General features: G+C 71.1%; 24 protein-coding genes, 3 tRNA genes and 1 pseudogene. 13 read left to right on the forward strand and 15 right to left on the reverse strand.

Annotated elements, in window-relative coordinates:
* The first annotated feature begins 40 nt into the window (after positions 1-40).
* From ACZ4UB_RS09230 to ACZ4UB_RS09240, 3 genes are all read left to right on the forward strand, one after another.
* Positions 41-113: transfer RNA gene (locus tag ACZ4UB_RS09230), tRNA-Asn, on the forward strand.
* 5 nt (positions 114-118) lie between these two features.
* Positions 119-191, forward strand: a tRNA-Asn gene (locus tag ACZ4UB_RS09235).
* Positions 192-371: 180 nt separating this feature from the next.
* Positions 372-445, forward strand: a tRNA-Ile gene (locus ACZ4UB_RS09240).
* An 81-nt stretch (positions 446-526) separates the two neighbouring features.
* Here the strand turns inward: ACZ4UB_RS09240 and ACZ4UB_RS09245 are convergent.
* Complete coding sequence (locus ACZ4UB_RS09245; protein WP_468069305.1) at positions 527-865, reverse strand: tyrosine-type recombinase/integrase; 339 nt, start codon at positions 863-865, stop codon at positions 527-529.
* A gap of 30 nt (positions 866-895) precedes the next feature.
* Complete coding sequence (locus tag ACZ4UB_RS09250) at positions 896-1,105, reverse strand: hypothetical protein (protein ID WP_468069307.1); 210 nt, start codon at positions 1,103-1,105, stop codon at positions 896-898.
* 224 nt (positions 1,106-1,329) lie between these two features.
* On the opposite strand from ACZ4UB_RS09250, the gene ACZ4UB_RS09255 reads away from it, so the two are divergent.
* The 7 genes from ACZ4UB_RS09255 to ACZ4UB_RS09285 all read left to right on the forward strand — a co-directional run bounded on the left by ACZ4UB_RS09255 (position 1,330) and on the right by ACZ4UB_RS09285 (position 5,457).
* Entirely contained in the window at positions 1,330-1,671 is a 342-nt protein-coding gene (locus tag ACZ4UB_RS09255; protein WP_327252635.1) for an ArsR/SmtB family transcription factor, read from the forward strand.
* A 74-nt stretch (positions 1,672-1,745) separates the two neighbouring features.
* Entirely contained in the window at positions 1,746-3,401 is a 1,656-nt protein-coding gene (locus ACZ4UB_RS09260) for a SulP family inorganic anion transporter (RefSeq protein ID WP_468069655.1), read from the forward strand.
* Positions 3,398-3,820: a pyridoxamine 5'-phosphate oxidase family protein gene (locus ACZ4UB_RS09265; protein ID WP_468069309.1), complete on the forward strand. Its 423-nt coding sequence runs from the start codon at positions 3,398-3,400 to the stop codon at positions 3,818-3,820. The genes ACZ4UB_RS09260 and ACZ4UB_RS09265 overlap by 4 nt, the downstream gene beginning before the upstream one ends.
* A complete protein-coding gene (locus ACZ4UB_RS09270) occupies positions 3,817-4,242 on the forward strand; it encodes an ATP-binding protein (RefSeq protein WP_468069310.1) in 426 nt (141 codons plus the stop codon). Before ACZ4UB_RS09265 ends, ACZ4UB_RS09270 begins: the two co-directional genes overlap by 4 nt.
* Positions 4,243-4,258: 16 nt before the next feature.
* Complete coding sequence (locus ACZ4UB_RS09275; protein WP_468069311.1) at positions 4,259-4,669, forward strand: STAS domain-containing protein; 411 nt, start codon at positions 4,259-4,261, stop codon at positions 4,667-4,669.
* 53 nt (positions 4,670-4,722) lie between these two features.
* Positions 4,723-4,944, forward strand: coding sequence for an alkylphosphonate utilization protein (locus ACZ4UB_RS09280; protein WP_468069313.1), 222 nt, complete (start codon positions 4,723-4,725; stop codon positions 4,942-4,944).
* Positions 4,945-5,121: 177 nt separating this feature from the next.
* Positions 5,122-5,457 carry an ArsR/SmtB family transcription factor gene (locus ACZ4UB_RS09285; protein ID WP_327252632.1) on the forward strand — a complete coding sequence of 112 codons (336 nt, stop codon included), beginning with the start codon at positions 5,122-5,124 and terminating at the stop codon, positions 5,455-5,457.
* Positions 5,458-5,563: 106 nt separating this feature from the next.
* Here the strand turns inward: ACZ4UB_RS09285 and ACZ4UB_RS09290 are convergent, their stop codons facing one another.
* The 7 genes and pseudogenes from ACZ4UB_RS09290 to ACZ4UB_RS09320 form a co-directional block, all read right to left on the reverse strand.
* Entirely contained in the window at positions 5,564-5,722 is a 159-nt protein-coding gene (locus ACZ4UB_RS09290) for a DUF6126 family protein (RefSeq protein WP_468069315.1), read from the reverse strand.
* On the reverse strand, positions 5,719-5,925 hold the full coding sequence (locus ACZ4UB_RS09295) for a hypothetical protein (protein WP_468069316.1): 207 nt from the start codon (positions 5,923-5,925) through the stop codon (positions 5,719-5,721). The genes ACZ4UB_RS09290 and ACZ4UB_RS09295 overlap by 4 nt, the downstream gene beginning before the upstream one ends.
* A complete protein-coding gene (locus ACZ4UB_RS09300; protein WP_468069317.1) occupies positions 5,922-6,389 on the reverse strand; it encodes an ATP-binding protein in 468 nt (155 codons plus the stop codon). The genes ACZ4UB_RS09295 and ACZ4UB_RS09300 overlap by 4 nt, the downstream gene beginning before the upstream one ends.
* Before the next feature lie 19 nt (positions 6,390-6,408).
* Entirely contained in the window at positions 6,409-6,582 is a 174-nt protein-coding gene (locus tag ACZ4UB_RS09305) for a hypothetical protein (RefSeq protein ID WP_468069318.1), read from the reverse strand.
* Between the two features lie 98 nt (positions 6,583-6,680).
* Positions 6,681-6,884 (reverse strand): annotated as a pseudogene (locus tag ACZ4UB_RS09310) (carbonic anhydrase); the annotation flags it as partial.
* Positions 6,885-7,172: 288 nt separating this feature from the next.
* On the reverse strand, positions 7,173-7,490 hold the full coding sequence (locus ACZ4UB_RS09315; protein ID WP_468069319.1) for a mycothiol transferase: 318 nt from the start codon (positions 7,488-7,490) through the stop codon (positions 7,173-7,175).
* A gap of 126 nt (positions 7,491-7,616) precedes the next feature.
* Positions 7,617-8,933, reverse strand: a complete 1,317-nt coding sequence (locus ACZ4UB_RS09320) for an MFS transporter (protein ID WP_468069320.1) — start codon at positions 8,931-8,933, stop codon at positions 7,617-7,619.
* Positions 8,934-9,022: 89 nt separating this feature from the next.
* On the opposite strand from ACZ4UB_RS09320, the gene ACZ4UB_RS09325 reads away from it, so the two are divergent.
* Positions 9,023-10,000, forward strand: coding sequence for a winged helix-turn-helix domain-containing protein (locus tag ACZ4UB_RS09325; RefSeq protein WP_468069321.1), 978 nt, complete (start codon positions 9,023-9,025; stop codon positions 9,998-10,000).
* Positions 10,001-10,144: 144 nt separating this feature from the next.
* Here the strand turns inward: ACZ4UB_RS09325 and ACZ4UB_RS09330 are convergent, their stop codons facing one another.
* Together ACZ4UB_RS09330 and ACZ4UB_RS09335 are read right to left on the reverse strand one after the other, a co-directional pair.
* The gene (locus ACZ4UB_RS09330) at positions 10,145-10,981 is read right to left on the reverse strand and encodes a SigB/SigF/SigG family RNA polymerase sigma factor (protein WP_468069322.1); all 837 of its coding nucleotides are present in this window, start codon (positions 10,979-10,981) and stop codon (positions 10,145-10,147) included.
* On the reverse strand, positions 10,965-11,108 hold the full coding sequence (locus ACZ4UB_RS09335; RefSeq protein WP_468069323.1) for a hypothetical protein: 144 nt from the start codon (positions 11,106-11,108) through the stop codon (positions 10,965-10,967). Before ACZ4UB_RS09335 ends, ACZ4UB_RS09330 begins: the two co-directional genes overlap by 17 nt.
* 305 nt (positions 11,109-11,413) lie before the next feature.
* On the opposite strand from ACZ4UB_RS09335, the gene ACZ4UB_RS09340 reads away from it, so the two are divergent.
* On the forward strand, positions 11,414-11,707 hold the full coding sequence (locus tag ACZ4UB_RS09340; protein ID WP_468069325.1) for a hypothetical protein: 294 nt from the start codon (positions 11,414-11,416) through the stop codon (positions 11,705-11,707).
* A 35-nt stretch (positions 11,708-11,742) separates the two neighbouring features.
* Here ACZ4UB_RS09340 and ACZ4UB_RS09345 read toward each other — a convergent pair whose 3' ends face one another.
* From ACZ4UB_RS09345 to ACZ4UB_RS09355, 3 genes are all read right to left on the reverse strand, one after another.
* Positions 11,743-12,525, reverse strand: a complete 783-nt coding sequence (locus tag ACZ4UB_RS09345; RefSeq protein ID WP_468069327.1) for a GAF and ANTAR domain-containing protein — start codon at positions 12,523-12,525, stop codon at positions 11,743-11,745.
* Positions 12,525-13,238, reverse strand: a complete 714-nt coding sequence (locus ACZ4UB_RS09350; protein WP_468069329.1) for an ANTAR domain-containing protein — start codon at positions 13,236-13,238, stop codon at positions 12,525-12,527. Before ACZ4UB_RS09350 ends, ACZ4UB_RS09345 begins: the two co-directional genes overlap by 1 nt.
* Positions 13,239-13,397: 159 nt before the next feature.
* A complete protein-coding gene (locus ACZ4UB_RS09355; RefSeq protein ID WP_468069331.1) occupies positions 13,398-14,564 on the reverse strand; it encodes a carboxylate-amine ligase in 1,167 nt (388 codons plus the stop codon).
* 245 nt (positions 14,565-14,809) lie between these two features.
* On the opposite strand from ACZ4UB_RS09355, the gene ACZ4UB_RS09360 reads away from it, so the two are divergent.
* Positions 14,810-16,120, forward strand: coding sequence for an MFS transporter (locus tag ACZ4UB_RS09360; RefSeq protein WP_468069333.1), 1,311 nt, complete (start codon positions 14,810-14,812; stop codon positions 16,118-16,120).
* Between the two features lie 13 nt (positions 16,121-16,133).
* On the opposite strand, the gene ACZ4UB_RS09365 is transcribed toward ACZ4UB_RS09360, so the two are convergent.
* The gene (locus ACZ4UB_RS09365; protein ID WP_468069334.1) at positions 16,134-16,514 is read right to left on the reverse strand and encodes a cupin domain-containing protein; all 381 of its coding nucleotides are present in this window, start codon (positions 16,512-16,514) and stop codon (positions 16,134-16,136) included.
* Between the last annotated feature and the right edge of the window lie 21 nt (positions 16,515-16,535).

The following is a 16,535-nucleotide window of genomic DNA, read 5'->3' on the forward strand; positions in this document are numbered from 1 at the left end:
TCGGCACCACCGATGGTCGGCTGTTTGGCGCACGCAGCAATCCCCTGTAGCTCAATTGGCAGAGCAGCCGACTGTTAATCGGCAGGTTACTGGTTCGAGTCCAGTCGGGGGAGCGCGATCCCCTGTAGCTCAATTGGCAGAGCAGCCGACTGTTAATCGGCAGGTTACTGGTTCGAGTCCAGTCGGGGGAGCGATGAAGAAGAGGACCCGGTGGGTCCTCTTCTTTTTTGTCCCGCTCGGGAACCGGGCAGCCCTCGGCGCGGTCTCTCTGAACAGGCGAAGCCGATCATGCGAGGCATCCGAGGCAGGAGATCGTATGAGCGGCTATGCTGCGGCAGACGGCGCGTACAAATGTGCGCGACGCGCCGTGAGGGGCGGTAGCTCAGCCGGTTAGAGCAGCGGACTCATAATCCGTCGGCCGTGGGTTCGAGTCCCACCCGCCCCACTGCGAGCCGCAGGTGAAGAATCGTTCTCACCTGCGGCTTTGGCGTGTCCGGGGTCTGTCGCACCATCAGGCGGGCCGAGCTCAAGCCTTTGGCTGGGAACCACCTGGGAACGCGGGTCGGCCGTCTCGGGCTGATCGCGCCGACGGCGCGGCACCAGTGAGGGCGGCCTTCTCGGCGGCGTCGCGCCCGACCCCACCCAGCAGGTGTGGGTACAGGTCTGTGGTGATCCTCACCGTGGAGTGCCCGAGGCGCTTCGACACGATCGTCATGTCGACCCCGGCGGCGAGCATCAGTGACGCCTGCCCGTGTCTCAGGTCGTGCAGTCGCACCTGTCGCAGTCGCCGGCGCGCTGCGCAGCGTCGCGTGAATGCGGTCGATGCGTAGCCGACGGAGTGCGCCCAACACCACAGCCCCGCCAACCAGCGGGGCTGTGCGTGTACGGGAGAAGGTCAGGCCCCGTCGGCCGACGGCTGGGCCACGTCCCATCCGCCGATGTGAGGCTGGGGAGCGTGCTTGGCGGCGCCGGGCGGCAGCGCGGCGAGGCAGGCGGTCGAGTAGGCGTTGACGAGCAGCGGCAGGACGTCGGTGGCGACCACGAGCGAGATCCACCGCTGGTGAAGCTCTGATCCCTCCATCGGCCCGTCGCAGACACTGCTCATGAAGGCTGCCCGGGCGGGGATTGCTCGAGGGCCTCGCCGACGGGGGGTGCGGCGAGGCCCTGCCCCGACGGTACAACCCGCAGCCGGTCTGCGGACCGCAGGATCATTGAATTGCATAAGTTTGCAATTTCATAGATGCTGTGGGTGCTGTGTCCGTAGGTAGCCGCGGGCACAGCACCAGCTGTCTGCCCCGGCGTGCGGGGTGATGAGAAGGGTGCGAGACCGTGCCGGTTCCGCTGTATCAGGCCAAGGCCGAGTTCTTTCGGATGCTCGGGCACCCGGTGCGGATACGGGTTCTGGAGCTGTTGCAGGACGGGCCGATGCCGGTAAGGGATCTGCTGGCCGCGATCGAGGTCGAACCGTCCGCGCTCTCGCAGCAGCTCGCGGTGCTGCGCAGGTCGGGGATTGTGACCTCCGTGCGTGACGGCTCGACCGTGGTCTACGAGCTGGCGGGCGGGGACGTCGCGCAGCTGATGCGGGCGGCTCGGCGGATCTTGACCGAGGTGCTGGCTGGACAGCGCGAGCTGTTGGAGGAGCTGCGGGAGTCCGAGGTCCCGGCCTCGTGACCGTGAACGCCTTCCTGGCTTCCGTGCTCGGGCGGGTCCGTTCGGTGCTGCCGGCCAGGGCTGACTTCTCGGTCATGGGTCGTAGCCCCCGCCGGGATCTCCTGGCCGGGCTGACCGTGGCGATCGTCGCTTTGCCGCTCGCGCTCGGCTTTGGCGTCTCTTCCGGGCTGGGTGCCGAGGCGGGGCTCGCCACGGCCGTGGTCGCGGGCGCGCTCGCCGCCCTGTTCGGCGGCTCCAACCTCCAGGTGTCGGGGCCGACTGGTGCGATGACCGTGGTGCTGGTGCCGATCGTCGCCCAGTACGGGCCCGGTGGCGTGCTGACGGTCGGCCTGATGGCCGGTGTCCTGTTGATTGGCCTCGCGCTGCTGCGGGCCGGGCAGTACATGAGGTATGTGCCGGCGCCGGTGGTGGAGGGGTTCACCCTTGGTATCGCGTGTGTGATCGGCCTTCAGCAGATGCCCAATGCGCTCGGTGTGGCCAAGCCGGAGGGGGAGAAGGTCCTGCTCGTGGCCTGGCGGGCGCTCGTGGAGTTCGTGGCGTTCCCGAACTGGACCGCGATCGGTCTCTCGGCTGGTGTCGCGGCAGTGATGCTGGCAGGGGCCCGCTGGAAGCCGACGATCCCGTTCTCGATCGTCGCGGTGATCACCGCGACCGTGCTCGCGCAGGTCTTCCACCTGGACGCGGCGGCCCCGATCGGTGACCTGCCCTCCGGCCTGCCGGCCCCTTCCCTCGCTTTCCTGGACCTGTCCGCCCTCGGCTCGCTGCTCGCCCCCGCTGTGGCTGTCGCGGCGCTTGCCGCGTTGGAGTCTCTTCTGTCGGCGACGGTCGCGGACGGGATGACGGTGGGGCAGCAGCACGATCCGGACAAGGAGCTGTTCGGTCAGGGCATAGCCAACCTGGCGGCCCCGCTGTTCGGCGGCGTCCCCGCGACGGCCGCGATCGCGCGGACTGCGGTCAACGTCCGTAGCGGCGCCTCCTCCCGCCTGGCCGCACTCACCCACGCCGCAGTGCTCGCGGTGATCGTGTTCGCCGCGGCCCCGCTCGTCTCGAAGATCCCGCTGGCCGCGCTCGCCGGTGTGCTCCTGGCGACGGCGATCCGCATGGTGGAGGTCGGCTCGCTGCGGGCGATGGCGAAGGCGACGCGCTCGGACGCCGTCGTACTGCTCCTGACCGCCGCCGCGACCCTGGTCCTCGACCTCGTCTACGCGGTGATCATCGGGCTGGTCGTCGCAGGTGCCCTGGCGCTGAAGGCGGTGGCGAGCCAGGCACGGATGGAGCAGGTGGACTTCCGCCCGGATCTGCCCGGCGAGCACAGCGACGAGGAGCACGCCCTGCTGGCGGAGCACATCGTCGCCTACCGCATCGACGGCCCCCTCTTCTTCGCCGGCGCCCACCGCTTCCTCCTGGAACTCTCCGAGGTCGCCGACGTGAAGGTGGTGATCCTGCGGATGTCCCACATCACGACGTTGGATGCCACAGGCGCCCTGGTGCTGAAGGACGCGGTGGAGAAGCTCGACCGGCGCGGCATCGCCGTCATGACCTCCGGCATCAGGCCCGGCCAGCGCCAGGCCCTGGACGCCGTCGGCGCACTCGACCTGCTGCGCTTGGAGGGACGTGAGTACGCCACCACCCCGGAAGCCATCGCCGGGGCCCGCAAATACCTGGAGCAGGCGGGACTGCTGCCCCGTACACATCACCGACCGCACCGCATCCGGAAGGCCGCCCGATGACCGTCCCCGCCGACCGCCGCATGATCGAGGTCTCCGGCACCGAGGCCCTGTGGCTCCTCGAAGGCTCCAGCCAAGGCCGACTCGTCTACGTCCAGCGGGACCTAGCCGTGGTCCGCCCGGCCGTGCACGTGATGGAGTGCGGGCGCATCGTCGTCCGCTCGCCCGTCCAGGCGGCCACCATCCCCGGGCGTGCACTGCTGACCTACCAGGTCGATGAGATCCGCACCCCGGCCGGAACCGGCTGGACGGTGACCGCTCACGGGCCGGCGGACGTCATCGCCGATGCGGACGAGGCCGCCCACTACCGGCGCACCCTGCCCGGCTGGGCCCATGGCCCGCACGACACCCTGCTGCGTCTGCACCCGCAGCAGGTGTCCGGGTTCCGCCTGGCCCGCACGGCTTCGGGGGCGGGCCGGTGAGTGTCCAGGTCGAGACGATGCCCTACCGGCACGTGCTGGACGTACCGGGCACAGGCCCGGCTGTCCGCATTGCCCGCGAGACCACCGAACGAGTCCTGGTGGAGTGCGGCGTGGGCCTTCGCCATCCCAGCGTCGGCCCTGCCCTGCTGATCCTGGCCGAGCTGGTCACCAACGCCGTCCGCCATGCCGCCCTGACCTCCCCGACGATCACGGTCACCTACGCGCACGGGCCGGGGGCGTTCGCGTTCGCCGTCCACGACCGCCACCCCTACCAGCCCGCCCTGTTCGGGGCGCTCGCCACTGCCCCGGGCAGCGGTCTGGCCATGGTGGTCGCGATGACGATGGAGCTGGGCGGCACGGCCCTTGTGAGGCCGGACGCGGACGGGCGCGGCAAGGCCATCTGGATCACCCTCCCCCTGTGAAGCCGAGGAACTGACGATGACGATCGAATGGCGGTACACGACCCGCGAGGACCTGGGCGTGCTGTCCCTGGCGGGCTACCTCGGCGCGGAAGCCGTGGATCGGTTCACCGGCGCCATCGGGTGGGCTCTCGCCCGGGGCACCGGACCGGTCATCCTCGACCTGACCGGACTCATGGGCTGGTCGGCCGGAGGGCAGATCGCCGTCGCCCAGGCCGCACGCCACCTGGCCGAGAACGGCCGCCGCCTGGAGCTCGCGGCGATTCCCGCGGACGGCTCTCTCGTCCCCGACGCCACGTGCCCGCCCGTCGCCGTCCACTGCGACCTCTCCGCGGCCTTGGCCGCCCACGGGGCCCAGGACGCGGTCAAGCAGTGGCGCACCGATGACTGGCCGGACCCGCATCGTTCGGCCGCACCCGCCCTCACCTGAACACCAGCACCAGCACCAGCACGATCTACGAGAACGGCAAGGACATCCACGCCATGAGCGACATCATCGTCAAGGACTCCAACGGCACACCGCTCGCCGACGGCGACTCGGTCACCCTGATCAAGGACCTCAAGGTCAAGGGAACCTCCGAGACCCTCAAGCGCGGCACCCTGGTCAAGAACATCCGTCTCACCCCCCGTCCGGCCGAGGTCGAGTGCAACACGAAGCAGGTCAAGGGCCTGGTCCTGCGGACCGAGTTCCTCAAGAAGGCCTGACCGGCGAAGGACCCGCTCTGCGAGGGTCGAACGTCACGCAAGCCGCCCACCGGGTCCCAGGAGTTGCAGGGATCTGCAATTGTGGAGGTCGCAAGGTGTGAAGAGGGGCGAGCGAAGGCCCCGCTGAAGGAACGGTTCCGGGTGGATGAGATGGGCAGTCACGGCAGGGGTACCCAGGTGAGCACACCGCTGTACCAGCTCAAGGCGGAGTTCTTCAAAACGCTGGGGCACCCGGTCCGCATCCGCGTCCTGGAACTCCTGGCCGTACGTGAACACGCGGTCGCCGAGATGCTGCCGGAGGTCGGGGTGGAGGCGGCGAGCCTCTCCCAGCAGCTGGCCGTCCTGCGCAAGGCCAACCTGGTGGTCACCCGCCGCGAGGGCTCCAACGTCTACTACAAGCTCACCCACCCTCAGATCGCCGAACTGCTGCGGGTCGCCCGCGGCATCCTCTCCGGCGTCCTGGAGGGTCAGGCCGAACTCCTGGCCGACCTGCGCGCCACCAGCCACATCTAGGCAGGACGCCCGGCGCGGGCCCCAGCAGGGCCGCGCCCCACCTGCGGCGGCCGTCTTCCGTTAGTGCGGGTTCAACGCGCTTCTGACACCGGAAGACGGCCGCTCCTCACTTCTGGGCGTGCTGGCCGAGATAGAAGAGCAGCCACACGAACCCGGCGAACAGGTGCGTGCCGAAGATGTAGAAGAAGGCGCGCAGTGTGACGCCCTTGGCCAGCCACCGTTCCTGTTTGGCCGCCTCGCTCTCCACGGGCTTGTCGTCCGTCATGACGGCTGCCCTCCTTTCCGGGTGTCGGTTTCATCCTGGGCTGGGACGTGCGGGCGGACAAGGATCTTCATGCCGTGCTCGCCGGCATGCTCGATGACGGCTGCCACCTCGCTTGCCTCGACCGTGCGGCTATCGACGACGGCGCTGGTGCCGAGGTAGGTGATCTCGTAGAGCTGGACAGCCCGGGGCTCCATGCTGTTCATGGGGTTCCCTCGGGCAGGATGAAGCGGACGATGACCGCCTTGCCGCGCCCGCCGGAAGCTGGCTCGATGCGGACGTCGCCACCGAAGGTGCGTGCCAGGTCGACCACCGTGCGTAGCCCCTGCCCTGAGGCCCCGTCGGCGTCGGCCGGCGTGATGGGGCGCGGGTCCAGATCTGCGACGGAGACCACGAGCATGTGGTCCGTCACGTGGAGGGTGACCTCGGCCTCCGGGGACTGCGGGGCGTGGCGGACCGCATTGGTGACGAGCTCGCTGACCACGAGCAGCACGGCCCCGAACAGGGAGGAGGCGTCCTGCAGGCCGAACAGGCCCAGGGATCGTTCCGTACGCTCGCGGGCGGCCCGTACCGAGCCCGGTACCAGCGGCACCGTCCACGTGTGCCTGCGCGTCTGCGGCAGCGCCGGCTGCCCGCTGGGGTGCCGGGCCATTACCGCGGCCTCGGACAAGACCGTGACGCCATCCGATTCACCGGCTGTCCCCGCCGGTGGCCACGCCGTGATCGTGGGCCACGCGCAGCGCGTCCTCCAACTCCTCCGCGGCCTGCGCCTCCTCGAAGGCATCGTCAACCTCCCGCGCAGCCCGGACACGAGCCCGCGCCACCCGGACCCGTTCCAGCGCCGCTTCCTCGAACCCTGCCACACCGCAACCCCCGTCCACAGAATCCAGAACTAGTAAATTGCATAACTCTGCAAGTCTAGCGGGTGCGGTTCCGCCGAACGCTTCACTGTGGGCGGGGGTCAGTGGATCCGGTGAACCCGTTGGCTGGTCAGTTCGTACCGGGCTCCGATCACGGCCAGCCTGCCCGCCGTGATCCTGGGCGTGAGGTCGGGCTCCGCGACCAGGTACTGCATATGGCAGGGCAACAGCTCCCCGCCCTGGGCCATGTGGACGGCGGCGGTCACGGCACCGCACGACTGGTGCCCGAGAACGACGACGAGCGGTCCGCCAGCGGGCGTTGCCCGCCGCCAGTTCCAGTAGCGCGGCCTCGGGAGTCCTGGGCCGCTGGCCCTTCCCCTCGGGCCGGTGACGGTCGCGGTCGCGGCGGTATCGGACACCAGCCCGGCGACCACCGCCACCGCCCCGGTCAGCGCCGCTCGGACGAGTTGGCGCCGCCCCGGCAGCGCATCCCGTTCGGCATCATCTGTCATGCAGGCACAAAGTATGAGCATCCCGGTCGGCGCGCGGGCTGCCGCTGCCGGTCGTGTGTGCTGTACACGACAGCCTCGTCCTCAAGCTGCGGCCTGCTCGATCTTCGCGCGGTAGGTCGTACGGGCTTCCTCGTCGATCTGCTCCTCGTGTTCGGGGCGCATCCCGGTCCGGCCGTCGAGGCCCTCGCGCAGGATGTCGGCGTGCCCGGCATGCCGGTTGGACTCGCCGAGGACATGGACCACGACGGCGAACAGGTTCGTTTCGGCATAAGGCTCCGGCCACCACGGCACGTGGCCGGGGGCGTCGTATTCGGACAGGCCATCGAGCTTCCAGAGCAGCGCCTCGCGGTCCCGCCGCAGTCTCGCGTGCAGGTTGTCCTTCGCGAATTCATCGATCATGCGGCATGAGCCTTCCATGGGCTGTTCGTGGTCTCAGGGTCCCGCACGTGGTCCGCAAGGGCCGGCAGAGCCGAGGGGTGTGGGGCTGGGGGCGTGACGGCTCGCGGCCGACCTGACCTGCGACGGTTACCGCGCAGGAGAACTGCGCGCATGCCGTTCGGTGCCGTTCTCTGATCCCGTTGAGCAGTTCGGGACGGGGACCGGGGAGGTGGGCGAGTGCCAGGTGAGAATCCAGCTGGCGGTAAGCGCCGCGGCGCCGCCCGCCAGGGCGATTGCGCCGCCTGTTCCGATGCCTGCGGCCACCGAGCCGAAGCAGGCCGGCCCGACGCCCTGCAGGGTCATGCCGCCGGAGCCGAGCAGGCCGAAGGCCTGGCCCTGGCCGTCCTGCGGCAGGGCGTCAAGGAACGGCCGTTGCAGGCCGAGACCGTAGGCGAATCCGAAGCCGCAGAGCAGCAGCAGACAGGACGAGACGCCCACTCCGGGCTCGGCGGCGAAGCCGACCAGCGGCAGTCCCATCAGCGCGATCAACGGGACCACCAGTCGTTCCCGGGTGGGCGGCCGTAGCAGTCGACCCACCAGCAGGTCACCGACCAGCATGCCGACTGGCAGACAGCCCATCAGCACCGCGTACCAGCCGGGCGCGAAGTGGCGTTCTCCCGCGTAGGCGACGATCAGGCCTTCCGCGCCCGCCACGAACGCGGGCGGTAGCCACTGGGCCAGCATCAGTCGTCGCACCGTGTGCCCGCGCAGCAGCAGGCCGGCCCCGTGCAGGCTTGCCCGGACGGTCCCGCCCTCGCCCCGAGCGCTGCCGGGTGTGCCGCCGAAGTCTCCCGGCTGCAGCCGGGGTAGCCGGATGCGGACAGCGAGCGCGCAGCCGAGGTAGAGGGCGGCGCTTACCGCGAGCGCCCGGTGCGGGCCGAGTACCGCGACGGCCGCACCTCCCAGCGCCAGACCGAACAATTGCGCGCCGGAGGACGCGATGTTGTTCAGTGAACGGCCCAGTACATAGGCGTCGCCCTCCAGCCACTGAGCGACCAGCCGACTCGACGCGCCGCTGAACACCGGTGTGGCGAGGGCGACCAGCGCCACGACACCGAGGCTTGCCGCGATCGGCATCCGCACCAGGGCGAGCAGCAGGGCGGCGGCGCACTCCAAGGCGTAGCCGCCGGCGATGAGCGCGCGGGGCGGCAGTCGGTCGGCCAGTGAGCCCAGCAGCAGCGAGCCGAACAACTGCGGGAGAAAGCCGATGCCGAAGGCCAGTGCGCTCAACAGCGCGGAGCCGGTGGCCGCGAAGACCAGAACCGAGAACGTGGTGATCCGCATCGCGTCGGCGGTGATCGCGACGGTGCGGGTCGAGAAGAGCAGTCGGAATCGCGGATCGGCCAGCACCTCCCGGTAGGTGGCACGGCGGGTGCCCTGCGCGGATTCGGCGGTTGGGATCATGACGCCCAGCCTCGCCGTGTGCCCACGCCACCCACCAATGATTCGTCGCTGGACGAATCGGAACAGACATCCCGCGGTAGCCTCGCAGGGTGCTGCGCTTCGAAGTCTCCGTCGAGGACCTGCTGCGCAGCCGCTTCGCGCTGTCGCCCGCACTGGACCTCTGCCTACTGCTGCGCTCGCTCGTCGGCCAAGGCCAGCCGCTGCCGCGAGCCTGGGCCGCCCGGCTCATGCCGGCCTTTGAACGGCTTCGTCGCGAGACCGAACTGAACTCCGCCCTCGCGCTGCAGACCCCGCAAGGCGGACCGAACTTCGTCGCCCCGCCCCCGCGCGGCCTGAACCAGACCTGGGCTGACGACCTGGCCGTGATCCGGGCCACGCCGCTGGAAGCGGCTCGCCACGAATTCGCCGCCGCCGCGACCGGCCCGTTCGCCCGTGATCCCCGCGTACGCGCAGTTCTGGACTCGGCGGACGCCGTCTCCAGGATTGCCGAGGCGATGGACCAGGCGTGGCACGAGCTGCTCGCCGCGGACTGGCCGCAACTGCGCGCGATCTGTGAGCGCGATGTCGTGCACCGGGTGGGGGTGATCGGCGAACACGGATGGGCCGCGACCATCGAGAGCCTGCACCCGGGTGTCGCCTGGCGCGCCGGCGGTATCGAGATCGGCTTCTTCCGAGGCGGAACAGTCCGCCTCGCCGGCGACGGGCTCCTGCTGATCCCTTCAGTCTTCGTCGGGCATATCGCCGCCCACCTGGAAGACCCCTGGCCCAGGACCTTGGTCTATCCAGCCCGCGGCACCGCCGCCCTGTGGGGCGAACAGGAGACCGTCCCCCGACCGGACGCGCTGACCGCTCTGGTCGGCCGGGCTCGGGCCCGGCTGCTGTTGGCGCTGGACGCCCCGGCCAGTACCAGTCACCTCGCCCGAAGCCTCGCCATGGCACCCGGCGCGGTAGGCGACCACCTCGCCATCCTGCGGGGTGCGGGGCTGCTCGTCCGCGCCCGGTCCGGACGGTCGGTGCTCTACCGGCGCACCCCGCTCGGCGAGGCACTGGTCGCCGGTTCGGGCTGAGGTCGCAGATCAGCACTGCTGGCATGTGGCAGAAGTAAACCCCAGGTGAGACGGGTCATGTGATGGGGTTCGAGTCCCACCCGCCCCACCATCGCTTGATTGAGCAGAAACGTTCTGACCAGCATCTCGGCTGGCAGACGGGTGTCAGGCCGCGTCGGCCGTGTCGGCCGCCACCTGGTCGCGCAGGGAGTCGCAGATGCGCCGGATCAGTCGGGACACGTGCATCTGGGAGATGCCCAGCTCCTCGCCGATGAGGCTCTGGTTCATCTCCCGGAAGAACCTCAGGTAGAGGATCCGCCGGTCCCGTTCCGGCAGGGCCCGCAGGAGCGGGCGCAGCGCCTCCCGGTCGACGATCCGGTCGAAGCCGGGCTCCGTGCGGCCGAGGGTCTCGGCCAGCGGGTGCTCGTCCTGGGAGCGGCCGAACGCCGTCTCGATGGACAGGGTGGTCCAGCTGCCCAGGGCCCCCTGGCCCGTCCGCACCTCCTGCTCGGTCAGGCCGGTCGCCGCGGCTATCCGGGACACCGCGGGGCCGTGTCCGTCGGCCGGGGAACACAGTTCCGGGTCCGCCGCGCGGACCTGGACGCGCAGTTCCTTGACGCGCCGCGGCACGTGCACCGCCCACAGGTTGTCGCGGACGTGCCGCTTCACCTCGCCGATGATCGTCGGTACCGCGAAGGCCTCGAAGGCGGTGCCGTAGGTCGGGTCGTACCGGGCCACGGCTTTGACCAGGCCCAGTTGGGCGACCTGGCGCAGGTCCTCGAAGGGCTCCCGGCCGTTGCTGAACCTGCGGGCGAGGCGTGCGGCCATCGGTAACCAGGCGCACACCACCTCCTGCCGCAGGGCCGACCGCTCCGGGCCTTCGGGCAGGGCGGCGATGCGCCGGAAGGCGTCCGCGGTGTCCGGGGCGTCGCCGTGCGGGTGCCGCCGGGGATCTTGGACGCTCTGCGGCGGCACGGGACGGGGGTCAGCGCCGGCGGGCATGCCGGGCCCCGGGGGTCGATCGTTCGGGGCCGTCGCCCCTCCGGTCGGGCGGTTCGCCGGGAAGGGTGCGCAGGGGGAGGTCCGTGGCTCCGCCGAGGGAGCGGACGAGCCATCCGCGGATGGTCATTGACGCAGTCTTGGTCGTCCGGCCCATGCCCATGGGGTTCCTTCGGTGAGGTCCTGCGTGAAGGGTGGGCTCCGCGGGGTCCGGGCGGAACGGGGGAGGTCTCATGCGCCGCCCGGATGCTCCGGGGCCGGCATGACGCCGCGCCAACAGTGAACGCCCGTTCGTCCTGAGCGTCAACACCCCTTATGAGATGGCTTGTTCGCGTGACCTGGGTGGGTATGCAGGCGGTCCGTGCGAGGGCTACGCTCGATGGCGAAGCCCCAGTCCCCGGCAGCGTCGGTTCCGTTCCGCTCCGGAGGCTCGCCGTGGCTCTGTTCATCGTGGTCGTGATCCTCGCCGTGTTCGCCCTCGGCTTCGCCCATCCCGTCTGGTGGGTGGCCGCCGTCCTCCTCGGGTACGCGCTCGTTCCCCACCGCCGCGGCCGCTGGCGCGGTCGCCGGGAAGGCCGTTGGGACTACGAGGACTACGACGAGTACCGGGACGACCGGGACCGGGTGGACCGCTGGAGCCGTCGCTACGGCCGTCAGCGGCGCGCCCGCTGGGACCGCGAGGACCGGCGCGACCGCGGGCAGGACCGGGACCGGGACCGGTCCGCCTGAGGGTCCGGGTCCGGCGGTCGGGGGCCGCGGTTCGCTCAGCCCTCCAGGCCGGGCAGCGGCTCCGTACCGTCGATGACGGCGGCCGCCAGCTCCACCAGTCGTCGGTTGTGCGAGCGCGCGTAGTCGCGCAGGGCGCTGAACGCCTGCTCCATGTCCATACCGAGGCGTTCCGCGAGCTTCCCCTTCGCCTGTTCGATGAGGACGCGGCTGTTCAGCGCGGTCTGGAGCTGCTCGTTCAGCACCGTGCTGCGCAGCGTGGTGCGCTGCTGGAGCACGCTGATGGTGGCGACGTCCGCCATGGCCTGGGCGATCGTGGCCGACGCGGGGTCGATGGGGCCGGACCCGGCGCCGCGGAAGAGGTTCAGCGCGCCGACGATCTCGTTGCGCAGCCGCATGGGCACCGCCTGGACCGACGAGAAACCGCTCCGGACGGCCTGGGAGGCGAAGAGCGGCCAGCGGTCGGCTTCGGCGCCGATGTCGCGGACCGTCACGGGTTTGCCGTGCTGGAAGCACTCCAGGCACGGTCCTTCGTCGTTCTGGAGCTGGAACAGTTCCAGCAGTCGCACCTGCTCGCTCGAAGCGGCCATCACGCGCAGGTGGCCGTCCCGGTCGGCGAGCAGCACACCGGCCGCACTCACCCCGAGCAGGCTCACGCAACGGTCGGTGAGCAGCCGCAGGAAGTCGATGAGATCGAAGTCGGCCACCAGGTTGTCCGCCAGCTCGACGAAGGTCTTGGCCAGTAGGTGCTCGGTCTCGGTGTCCGCCAGGCTGGTGGTGCTCGCCGTGGTGGCGGGGGATTCCTCTGTCGGTCGGTTCATCAGGACTCCTGTGTGGTCGGCTCGGCGTCCGGATGGAAGCGGAGCCTGCGGCTCACCACATCGGCGGCCACTGTGGTGAGGCGGAGGCCGTGGGCGTACGCGTGGGCGCGCAGCCGGAGGAAGGCCTCTTCGATGCCGACGCCGAGCTGCACCGTGAGCATTCCGGTGGCCTGATCGATCTCGGCCCGGTAGCCGCCCGGTGCCTCGAGCCAGCCTCCCCGGTCGGCGGTGGCCGTGGCGTCCGGCGTGGTGGTGCGGGAATCGAGCAGGAGCAGCGCGGCCGTGTCGGCGAAGGCCATGGCGTCGGACAGCTGCCCCCGATCCAGCTCGACGGGCCGCGAGCAGTAGAGGTCCATGACCCCCGGCCCGATCGCGCCGATCTGCAGCGGGAAGGCGAAGACCGCGCCCGCGCCCGCGGCGAGCGCCCCGTCCGTGAACATCGGCCAGCGCGCGCCCGGTTCGCTCGCGCGCAGGTCGGGCATCAGCACGGCCGCGCCGAGGGCGAACGCATCGAGGCACGGTCCCTCGCCCAGCGTCAGTTGCAGCTCTTCCAGCCGCTCGCTGATCCGGTCCGTGCCGCACACGGGGTGGTGGTTCCCGCCCCGGGTCATCGCCGTCACCGCCGCCCCGGAGACCGGCAGGGCTGCCACGGCCGCGGTGCAGGCGTCCAGCACGGCGGGTTCGCCGCCGCGCCGGGCCGCTTCCGCGCTCACCTGTGAGTGGATCCGTAGTCGCCGGTTCCGGTTTTGGGGCATCTGCTCACCCTGACTTCCACAAGTGGGAGAGGCGCGCCCGCCGGGGGGGAATGGCGTGTGTACCCAGCGTCTCACGGCCAGGCCGCCCCGGACGACTCATGGAGGGGCCAAAACGGGTCAGAAGTCCTCCGTCTCGTCGGCCAGCTGACGCAGTACGTCGTCCAGGTTCTCGCGGCGGGCGAAGGCGACGCGCTGGCGCTGTGCGCCCGAGCCGTCGCGCAGGAGTCCGGCCAGGGCCTTGGCCGCGTGGTCGAGGTCGCCCGCGGCGGCCAGTTCCGGGGCGATCAGGTCGAGCATGGCCTCCGCCAGGTCGGCCGCCGGCACCTCCGCCCCGCTGTAGGGGTCCAGGCCGAAGCCCTCCAGCCCGTCGTGGGCCGCCCGCCAGCGCGCGAGGCGCAGTACGTCCTCCCGTACCACCGGGTCGGGACGGCCTTCGGCCAGCTCGCGCAGGGCGGTGGCGACCAGGGCGCGGGCCAGCTCGGCCTGGAGGACGGCGCCGTCGACGTCCGGGGACATGTCGGGGGCCCGGATCTCCAAGGTCGGCCAGTTCCCCGAGGGGCGCAGGTCCCAATAGACCATCTTGGTGTCGAGGGCCGCCCCGGAGCCGAGGAGCGCCTGGACCGAGCGCCGGTAGTGCGCGGTCGAGCTGAAGTGCGGGGGCAGTCCGGCCGAGGGCCAGGTGGACCAGGCCATCGCGCGCCAGCTGGCGTGACCGGTGTCCCGGCCGTCCCAGAAGGGGGAGTTGGCCGCCAGCGCGATCAGCGTGGGCAGCCAGGGCCGGACGCGGTTGGCCACCGCCACCGCCGTGTCCACGTCCAGCGTGCCGACGTGGATGTGGCGACCGCAGCTGACCAGGGTCTGGGTGAGCGAGCCGTAGCGGCGGGCCTGTTCGCGTTGGCGCGGCTCGTCGTCGCTCAGGTGCAGCGGCCCCGACGCGGCCATGACGGGCGAGGGGCTGGCCAGCAACCGGCAGCCGTGCGCACGGGCGGCCTTCGCGAGGCTGCGCCGCAGCGCGGTGAGGTCCTCGCGCAGAGCGGTGGCCGAGTCGGCGATCGGAGAGGAGATCTCCACTTGGTAGCGGGTGCCCTCGGCGTGCAGTTGGGTCGGATCACCGGCGGCCGTCGCGAGGACCTGAGGGGCGGCCGGGGCCAGTCGCAAGGTGCGGGCGTCGACGAGGAGGAACTCCTCCTCGACGCCGACCGTCAGGGGGACCGTCCCGGTGCGCCCCAGTATCCCGGGGCCGCGGACGGTGTTGCTCGGAGTGCTCTTGCCAGGTTCGATCACTGCGCCTCCCTGGACATTCGAGTCGTTTCATCATGAGCTGAACGACAGGGGGTGAGCGCACGTCGATTCGGTCAAATGTCCGGTGATAGTGGCGAGTTAGCGGCCGGGGGGCGGGTCCTGCGGGGGCCCGGAGCCCGGTGGTGACGAAGGGGAGGGAGAGGAGGGCGCGGGGCGGGCGGGCGCGCGGCGCGTCCACGGGCCGGAAATCGATCGAGCGCCGCGGGGGCGGACGGTTAGCATCCGATGTGACTCGTACGACCCCACGGACCCAGTCCGAAGACGCGGCCCCCGACGGCCCGGGCCCCGGCCCCGCCGCCGGCCCGAAACGGCGCATATTCGCCGACCTCACGCCCCTGCGGACCTCCCCCGACTACCGGCGGCTGTGGGCCGGCAACACCATTTCCTGGATGGGCCAGGCGATGACCGCCCTGGCGATCTCGCTCCAGGTCTACGACATCACCCGCTCCAGCTTCTACGTCGGGCTCGTCGGGCTCTTCTCGCTGGTCCCGCTCGTGGTCTTCGGCCTCTACGGCGGCGCCGTCGCGGACACCGTCGACCGGCGCAAGCTCGGCCTCTACAGCTCCTCGGCCGCCGCCGTCCTGTCGGTGGCCCTGGCCGGCGCGGCGCTGCTCGACTACCACCGGGTCTGGTTCCTCTACCTGGTGGTCGCGCTCCAGGCGGTCTGCGGGGCGCTCACCTCGCCCGCCCGAGCCGCGATGATCCCCAAGCTGCTGCCGGCGGAGCAACTGCCCGCCGCGAACGCGCTGACCTCCCTGACCACCACCTTCGGCTTCACCGCGGGCCCCATGCTCGGCGGCCTGATCGTCGGCTGGTGGGGGTACCAGGCGGCGTACCTGATCGACGCCGTCGCCTTCTCCGCCGCGCTCTACGCGATGTGGCGGCTGCCCGCCATGCGCCCCGAGCGGACGGACGACGGCCGGGGGCGCGCCTCCGTCCTGGACGGGCTGCGCTTCCTCGGTACCCGCCCCAACATCCGGATGACCTTCTTCTCCGACCTGTGCGCGATGGTGCTGGCCCAGCCCAAGGCGCTCTTCCCGGCCATCGCCCTGCTCTGGTACGGCGGCGACGCCAAGACCGTCGGGCTGCTGGTGGCCGCGCCCGCGATCGGCTCGCTGCTCGGCGGGCTCTTCTCCGGCTGGCAGGGCCGGATCAGGCGGCACGGTCTGGCCATCTTGATCTCCGTGGGCGCCTGGGGCCTGGCCATCGCCGTCTTCGGGCTCACCCGGAACCTCTGGCTGGGCCTGCTCTTCCTCGGCCTCGCCGGTTGGGCCGACACCATCTCGATGGTGTTCCGCACGACGATGCTCCAGGCCGCCACCCCCGACGACATGCGCGGCCGTCTCCAGGGCGTCTTCATCGTCGTCGTCGCGGGCGGCCCGCGCCTCGGTGACTTCCTGGCCGGCTCCGTCGCCCAGCTCACCTCGCCGGGGATCGCGATCACCGGCGGCGGGCTCGCGTGCGTGCTCGGGCTCGTCCTGCTGGGACTGCGCTGGCGCGGCTTCGCCCGTTACGACGCCCGCTCGCCGCAGGCCTGACCGGCGCGACCCGTCATGCCGGGACCGGTTCGCGGGTGCGGTCGCCGCCCGCGCTACCGGTGTTGACCGTGGTCGTCGGCTCGAACAGCAGGATCGAGACCTCTTCCTCGGCCACCGGGCAGTGCTCCGTCCCGCGCGGTACGACGAAGAGCTCGCCGGGACCGAGCGCCACCGAACTCTCGCCCGTGCCCGCCCCGTCCGCGTCCCGCAGGAGGAGGGTCAGGGTCCCGCTCACCACGAGGAACAGCTCGTCGGTGTCCTCGTGGGAGTGCCAGACGAACGAACCGAGCAGCTTGGCCGCCCGGACGTCGTAGTCGTTGACGCGGGCGATCCGCCGGGGCGCCCAGTGGTCGTCGAAGCCGGCCAGCTTCGCCGCGACATCGACCTTCCCCACCTTCCCCACCCTCGTGCCGGT

The sequence above is a fragment of the Streptomyces sp. NPDC028419 genome (assembly GCF_055565515.1).